Here is a 2,522-nt window from a genome sequence, read left to right as displayed (position 1 = left end):
ACCATGACCGCGGCCACCTTCTCAACGTTGAAGGCCGACCAGAGCGGGCCAGCGTCCCACGGGTCGTACCCGGCGTCACGGGCGAGCTGGGCCACGGCGTGCTTCGCCTCCACGTCGTCGCTCGCCAGAAGCACGGACGCGGCGCGGCCGCCGAAGTCGGGCGAGCTGTTCACGATCTGCGCGTAGACGTGGTTCCACGCCTTGACCACCCGCGCTTCCGGCAGGCGCTCCTGGATGACCTCCGCCGCGGAGCGGCCGCCGAGGTCCGCCGGCGTCGAATAGGTGTTGTCCGTGTAAGGGTTCGTGCAGTCGATCAGGATCTTCCCCTCGACGTCCCCCAGCTGCGGGAAGACGCCCTCGATGTCCCACCAGTTGACGGCGAGGAGGAATGCATCCGTCTTCTCGACCACCTCGGCGTAGCTTCCGTGCCCGGCCGCTCCGATCTCCTCGGCCTTCGCTTTCGCGCGCTCCGGATCTCTTGATCCCACGATCACCTCGTGCCCGCCAGCTGCGAATTGGCGGCCGAGGCCCGTGGCCATGTTCCCGGTCCCGACGACCGCAACTCTCATATCAACCTCCTTCGCTTGGCATCACGAAGGCTTCGATGCCTCCGGAGGCCGCCTCGATGCTTCCTCGTTCCCGCCGCCCAAACGAGCGAGCGCCATCTCGGCGTCCGCGAGCGTCAGGAGCCCAACGAGCCGACCGTCGGACATCGTCACAGGCAAGCTCTTCAGGCTCTGGCGGCGCATGCGCTCGACCATCGCTTCAAGGCGCGCGTTGGGCCTGATCGTGCTCGGCCCGAGCGTCATCGCGTCCTCCGCTCTGACCTCCGCTCTCCCGCGAATCGCTCGGCGTCCGATGCGGCCGAGGACGACGCCCTCCTCGTTGAGCACGAAGCATGTGTCCCAGCCCGTCTCGTCGAGGCGGTGGCAGACCTTGAGCAGGCGATCGTCCGGCGCGCAGTTCGGCGTGTCGGTGCGCACGTGCGCGCCAGCTCGCGTCTCGCTCGGCTCGGCGCCCTCGAGGCGCAGGCCGAAGCTGCCCCAGTCGGCCTTGCCGGCGACGTAGTCGTAGACCCGCTCGAAACCGAGGCTCTCGAGCCGCGACGCGGCTCGTGGGCTCATGTCTCACTGCCAGTCGTAGCAGTAGACGATCACCGGTCGGCCGCGGTCGAGCCGCTCGGCCCGCTCCCGATCGAGCTCCTTGAGCGGGATGTTCATCGCGCCCGGGAGATGCTCGTCCTCGTACTCGGCCTGGGGCAGGACCTCGACCAGCTGCGCGCCCTCGTCCATCAGCCGCTGCACCTGCTCGCGATCGATCTTGGTCGCCATCAGATCACCGCTCCGTCGAGGAGGTCGCCGAAGACGGCGCGACCTGCCGCGATCGCGTCCTCCACAGAGATCAGCGTCCCGCGGACCTCTGGGTGCAGGCCCAACCAGCGCTCTGCGCTCTCGGGTGAAGCGAAGAAGTTCAGGACCGGACAGCAGGATTCGCACAACTCTTCACCTCCGGCGGTGCCGGAGACGACGACCGTCTCCTTGGGTCGCCAGCTCCCGTGCCCGCCAGGCCCTAGTTCGACCCGGATCTGGTCGCCTGTCTGCGGATCGCGAGAGGCGATCTCGATCGGCTCGCCGAGCATCGGTGCGATCCCCAGGGCATCGATTGCGCACATCGCGTACACCTCGTGGCCGTCGAGGCGGACGCGATGCGCCGTCGGCCGACCCGAGAAGGGATAGGCGACGAGGATGGCGCCCGTGGCGGGATCGTGGTGAACGAGGTCGAACTGCAGGAGCCGCTCGAGGGCGGGCTCGACCGCGAGCTCGAACCGGGAGGCGGCGTCGGCGAGCTCGTCAGGATCGGGCGGCGTGCCGGCTCCGAAGCTCTTCAGGATCCAGCGGTAGAACTCGCGCTCGCCGTCCGTGAGGGCACTGAGCCGCTGCGTCCCCCAGCGCTCGCGCGGAATCGCCGCGGACGTCAGCGCATCGGTCCAGTTGACGGTCATTCGTCCTCCTTCTCGGTCGCGCGTGGCAGGTAGGCGCGGTAGCTGGCGCGGTGGCGCTCCGCATCGAATTGGCCCTCCCACAGTCCGAGCTCGCCGTCGAGCCACGCGTAGCGAGCGTCGTCGGTTTAGAAGCAGAGCGTCGCCGCCACCCGCCACTCGCTCGCGTCCGTCGCACGCCGGGTAGCGAAGCCACGAGCATCCGCGCGGATTTGCGCCCCGTCGCGCGTGTCGATGCGGAGCGTCGGGCTCATCGCGCAGACGAGGTCGCCGGGCCGCTCGAAGAGCGTCCAGCGGAGCGCGCCGGTGAGCAGGGGCCCGGCGACCGTGCCGTCGCCGCTGGCCGACGAGAACGCCGTCTCCCTCCTCGAGGAGGGGCGCCATTCCCGGCTGGTAGCGGAGCTCGGCGTCGAAGAGATGCTCGAAAGCCACGCCTTGCTCTCAAGCCGCGAGTGGGGAAGCGTCTGGCCCCGGGCTGGCATTCACGCCGTCGCCTCGAGAAGCGCCTCCCGGATCCAGTCGG

The 2,522-nt window shown here is 69.3% G+C and carries 5 protein-coding genes; all 5 read right to left on the bottom strand.

Translation table 11 applies throughout. The features are described 5' to 3' along the window. A partial coding sequence (locus tag WEB06_20165) for an NAD(P)-binding domain-containing protein (GenBank protein ID MEX2557933.1) occupies positions 1-569 on the bottom strand: 569 nt, incomplete at its 3' end. A 21-nt stretch (positions 570-590) separates the two neighbouring features. Beyond that, complete coding sequence (locus tag WEB06_20160) at positions 591-1,124, bottom strand: CBS domain-containing protein (protein MEX2557932.1); 534 nt, start codon at positions 1,122-1,124, stop codon at positions 591-593. A 3-nt stretch (positions 1,125-1,127) separates the two neighbouring features. After that, positions 1,128-1,331 (bottom strand): rhodanese-like domain-containing protein, encoded by a 204-nt coding sequence (locus WEB06_20155; GenBank protein MEX2557931.1) that lies wholly within the window; start codon positions 1,329-1,331, stop codon positions 1,128-1,130. After that, positions 1,331-2,002: an alkylmercury lyase family protein gene (locus tag WEB06_20150; protein ID MEX2557930.1), complete on the bottom strand. Its 672-nt coding sequence runs from the start codon at positions 2,000-2,002 to the stop codon at positions 1,331-1,333. Before WEB06_20150 ends, WEB06_20155 begins: the two co-directional genes overlap by 1 nt. Positions 2,003-2,127: 125 nt before the next feature. Next, complete coding sequence (locus WEB06_20145) at positions 2,128-2,481, bottom strand: hypothetical protein (GenBank protein ID MEX2557929.1); 354 nt, start codon at positions 2,479-2,481, stop codon at positions 2,128-2,130. Positions 2,482-2,522 lie beyond the last annotated feature (41 nt).

Source organism: Actinomycetota bacterium, from assembly GCA_040905475.1.
Classification (GTDB): domain Bacteria; phylum Actinomycetota; class AC-67; order AC-67; family AC-67; genus DATFGK01.
Note: the sequence above shows the minus strand (reverse complement) of the source record. Positions and strands in the feature narration are given on the sequence as shown.